Origin of the sequence: Halobacillus sp. BBL2006 (assembly GCF_000786645.1) — a bacterium.
Classification (GTDB): Bacteria; Bacillota; Bacilli; order Bacillales; family Halobacillaceae; genus Halobacillus.
Genome location: NZ_JRNX01000658.1, coordinates 1 through 3,804, shown reverse-complemented (window position 1 = coordinate 3,804; position 3,804 = coordinate 1). Strand labels below are relative to the sequence as shown.

The window sequence follows — 3,804 nt, the reverse complement described above, 5'->3', positions numbered from 1 at the left end:
TTGACCAGTTCCTTCCGACGGATCTCTGGCAGGGTTTCTCGTGTTGCGAAAGCTGGTTTTCCTAAGTTTCTACCCATCTCACCTAAAGTAAGGCATGCGTATGTGAGGGGGGTTCCTTGTTTTATATGGGAAGCGATTGTTCCGGAGACCCCGAAAGCTTCATCATCAGGGTGCGGAAAAATCACGAGAACGTGGCGTTCTTTTTCAATCATGGAAATCACTCCTTCGGCAGACTTCTATTTTTTCATTATTACTTAATTTTATACAAAATTAAAGCTATTTGTTTCTCGTGTCTCAGGGGATGAAGCGAATTGAATATTTTATGGGAGATTAGGATCCATTTTTTTCTAGAAGGATAGGTTTATATTATTTTGTGACAAGGAACATCATCCATATAGTGTAAAAAAAGAAGGGAGTAATGGAAATGCAAGAAAGAATAGACTATTTGACCGATTGGTTGCAACATAAAGTAGAGGAAGCTGGAGCTGACGGGCTGCTGGTAGGAATCAGTGGTGGGATCGATTCAGCCGTTGTTTCCTATCTAATTAAACACGCTTTTCCTGAACAGTCATTAGGTGTGATTTTGCCGATTAACAAAGGAGTTGAAGATCAGGAAGATGCTTTAAGTGTTGTAGAAGGAGCGGATTTGGATTATGTAGGCGTCGAGCTTACAAATGCTTATAAAGAGACATATTCTACCATTCAGAGACAATTAGAAGAAAAGGGAGACTGGAATGAAGAGAACTCCCAGCTAGGCGGAGCTAATTTACAAGCAAGACTGCGCATGAGCACCTTGTATGCGATCGGGAATAATTATAATTATTTAGTGGTCGGCACCGATAACGCTGCGGAAGATTATACAGGATACTTTACGAAGTATGGAGATGGCGGAGTCGATTTGGTTCCTTTATTGCATTTGAGAAAAGAAGAAGTTCGTGAGATGGCGAAAGCCTTAGATGTGCCTGACTCCATCATTCATAAAAAACCGAGCGCAGAGTTGTGGGAAGGTCAATCGGATGAAGAGGAATTAGGAATCTCATATGACACGATCGACGCATTTTTACGTGGGGATAAGGTCGACAGAGAGGATGAAAAGCGTTTGCGAGAGCTTCATAAGAAAACGGAGCATAAACGTCAAATTCCTGCTGCACCTGAGAGGTATAAAGGAGAGTGAACACGATGAAGCAGCTAGAGCAACAGGATACAGCACTGATCATCATCGATATGATCAATAAGATGGACTTTGATGGAGGAGAGGCTTTATTGGAGAACGCTTTGCCAATGGCTGAAAACCTTCGGGCGCTAAAGAAAGAAATGAAGGACTCAGGATGCCCGGTCATTTACGTGAATGATAACTTCGGTCTTTGGCAGGATAATGTATCTGATCTTATTGATGAGTGCAAAAAAGGACCGGGGAAACCACTTATCGAGAGAATTCTTCCTGATGAGGATGATTACTTTATCATAAAACCGAAACATTCGGGATTCTTCGGGACACAGTTAGGCATTCTGTTAGGTCAACTTGGGGTGAAGAAATTAATTCTAACTGGTATAGCTGGAGATATTTGTGTTTTATTTACGGCGAACGATGCTTATATGAGAGAATATGAAATCTGGGTTCCTTCTGACTGCATCGCCTCAGAGTCAGAAGAAGGAAATAACAGTGCCATCAGCATTATGGAGAGATCCTTGTCCGTCGATACGAGAAAAAGTACGCAGGCAGACAGAAAAGAAATCTTTGACTATTGACTTTTCCTTACAATATCGCATAAATTAAAGATATGAACAGAATGTGGCTCCGCCACGAATATCCTTAATTAAGAGGAGAATGATTTATGAGTGTGGTTGTTCTTAACTAATCCATCAACTGGATATTTTCTTGTATAACGTACAGACGGATGTGCAATCGGCACGTCTAGTTTGTGATGACGTTTTACAGGAACAGTTAAGAACAAGCATAAGCATAGCCGAACCATTATTCATTAGCTATGACTGGCTTATTCAGTCATAGCTTTTTTATATGGTTTAGTGGCGGAGCAAGAAAGATCACGGCTCATTAGTGAGCACGTGTTTCTGTTCATCAAGCCGCGACGAGCTTACTTCAGCTTGTCGCGGCTTTTTTTATAGACTTTTTTAAATATTTAAGGAGGATTCTTACATTGAATCAACGGACCTATCAAACATTGGAATTCATTGAGATACTTGAAAACGTAAGCAGTTATGCCTTCACGAAGGAAGGAAAAGAATCGATACGGCATGCTTCTCCATCAAGAGACCGTAAACAATTAGAGCGACAGCATGATGAAGTGAAGGAGGCGATTGCCATTTTGAACGTTAGTGGCAATGTCCCTATTCATACGCTGGATGATGTGAGCTATATGATCGATCAGGGGAAAAAGGGAGTGTATATCCGTGCGAACCAGTTTTCCAGTCTGCTTTCTTTTCTTGATCATTGTACAAAGTTGAAGCGCTTTATGGCGGATAAAGCTATCATTGCCCCTGCCATACATTTATATGCTTCATCGATTGCAGATCTAAGTCAACTGGAAGAAGATATTTTGCAAAGCATCCGGCACGGGCAAGTGGATGACCATGCTTCCAAAGCTCTTGCTAAAATCAGAAAACAGATCGGCATCAAGCAGACGCGTCTAAAAGAAAGACTTGAAGCGCAGGCAAAGAAATATAAAACCTATATGCAGGAATCGCAACCCGTAGAGAAGAACGGTTGTTACACATTGCCTGTCAAGCGGGAAAACCGAAACAAAGTGAAGGGGTCCATTGTAGATCAGTCCTCTTCAGGTGCAACGGTATTCATCGAGCCTGAGGAAATTACAAGGATTCAAGAAGAACTTCAGCTCTTGAAAATGAATGAAGAACACGAAGTAGAGCAGATTCTTTACTCGTTGACAGGAGAAGTCATTCGTCATGAACAAGAATTGCAGATCGCTATTGAAACGATGCATCACTACGACATCCTTTTTGCAAAAGCAAAATTCAGCCGGTCCATCAAAGGGAGCACTCCGATTTTTTCAGAAGGGTTCGCTATGAATGTGATGGAGGCAAGACACCCGCTGTTAGGGGAGAAAGCCGTCCCTTTGACGGTTCATCTTGATGAGACAGAACAAGCACTGCTCATTACTGGCCCTAATACTGGAGGGAAGACAGTGACGCTTAAAACGATTGGTCTACTTTGTCTCATGGCTCAAACCGGCCTGCCTATCCCTGCGAAGGAAGCCACAGTACTCCCAATCTTCCAGCACATTCTTGTCGATATCGGAGATGGCCAAAGCATTGAAGAAAACTTGAGTACGTTTAGCTCAAGGCTTGTAAATTTAATCGATATTTTGAAAGAAGCTAATGATCATTCCCTGCTGCTATTGGATGAAATCGGTTCAGGGACGGATCCGGGTGAAGGAATGGGACTCGCCACAGCAATCTTGGATCAACTAGCTGAAAAAGGGTCGACAATCCTTGCTACGACTCACTATAGTGAGATGAAAGAATATGCACGAAATAAACCTGGCTTCATTAATGGAGCAATGGAGTTTGATTTGAAAACCTTGAAGCCCACTTACAAACTGTTGCTTGGAACATCAGGAAAAAGTCAGGCTTTTGACATTGCTCATAAGCTTGGGTTACATCCTGATATTTTGAAACATGCGTATCAAATTACGTATAAGCAAGAGTCTAGTTTTGAAGTGGATGAGCAAAGTTTGAAACAAGAGGCTTATCGAAGGCAAGTAGCTAGTAACCGCTATGCAAGGAACAAAGCTGTTCCAAAGAAAAAAAGAGAAGAACCAAAGT

The 3,804-nt window shown here is 41.9% G+C and carries 4 protein-coding genes; 3 read left to right on the top strand and 1 reads right to left on the bottom strand.

Annotated features, from left to right (window positions below):
• A partial coding sequence (locus LD39_RS17860) for a PIG-L family deacetylase (RefSeq protein ID WP_035550992.1) occupies window positions 1-212 on the bottom strand: 212 nt, incomplete at its 3' end.
• Between the two features lie 212 nt (window positions 213-424).
• On the opposite strand from LD39_RS17860, the gene nadE reads away from it, so the two are divergent.
• The 3 genes from nadE to LD39_RS17845 form a co-directional block, all read left to right on the top strand.
• A complete protein-coding gene (gene nadE, locus LD39_RS17855) occupies window positions 425-1,174 on the top strand; it encodes an NAD(+) synthase (protein ID WP_035550998.1) in 750 nt (249 codons plus the stop codon).
• A 5-nt stretch (window positions 1,175-1,179) separates the two neighbouring features.
• A complete protein-coding gene (locus LD39_RS17850) occupies window positions 1,180-1,749 on the top strand; it encodes a cysteine hydrolase family protein (protein ID WP_035550988.1) in 570 nt (189 codons plus the stop codon).
• A gap of 410 nt (window positions 1,750-2,159) precedes the next feature.
• A partial coding sequence (locus LD39_RS17845) for a DNA mismatch repair protein (RefSeq protein WP_052158943.1) occupies window positions 2,160-3,804 on the top strand: 1,645 nt, incomplete at its 3' end.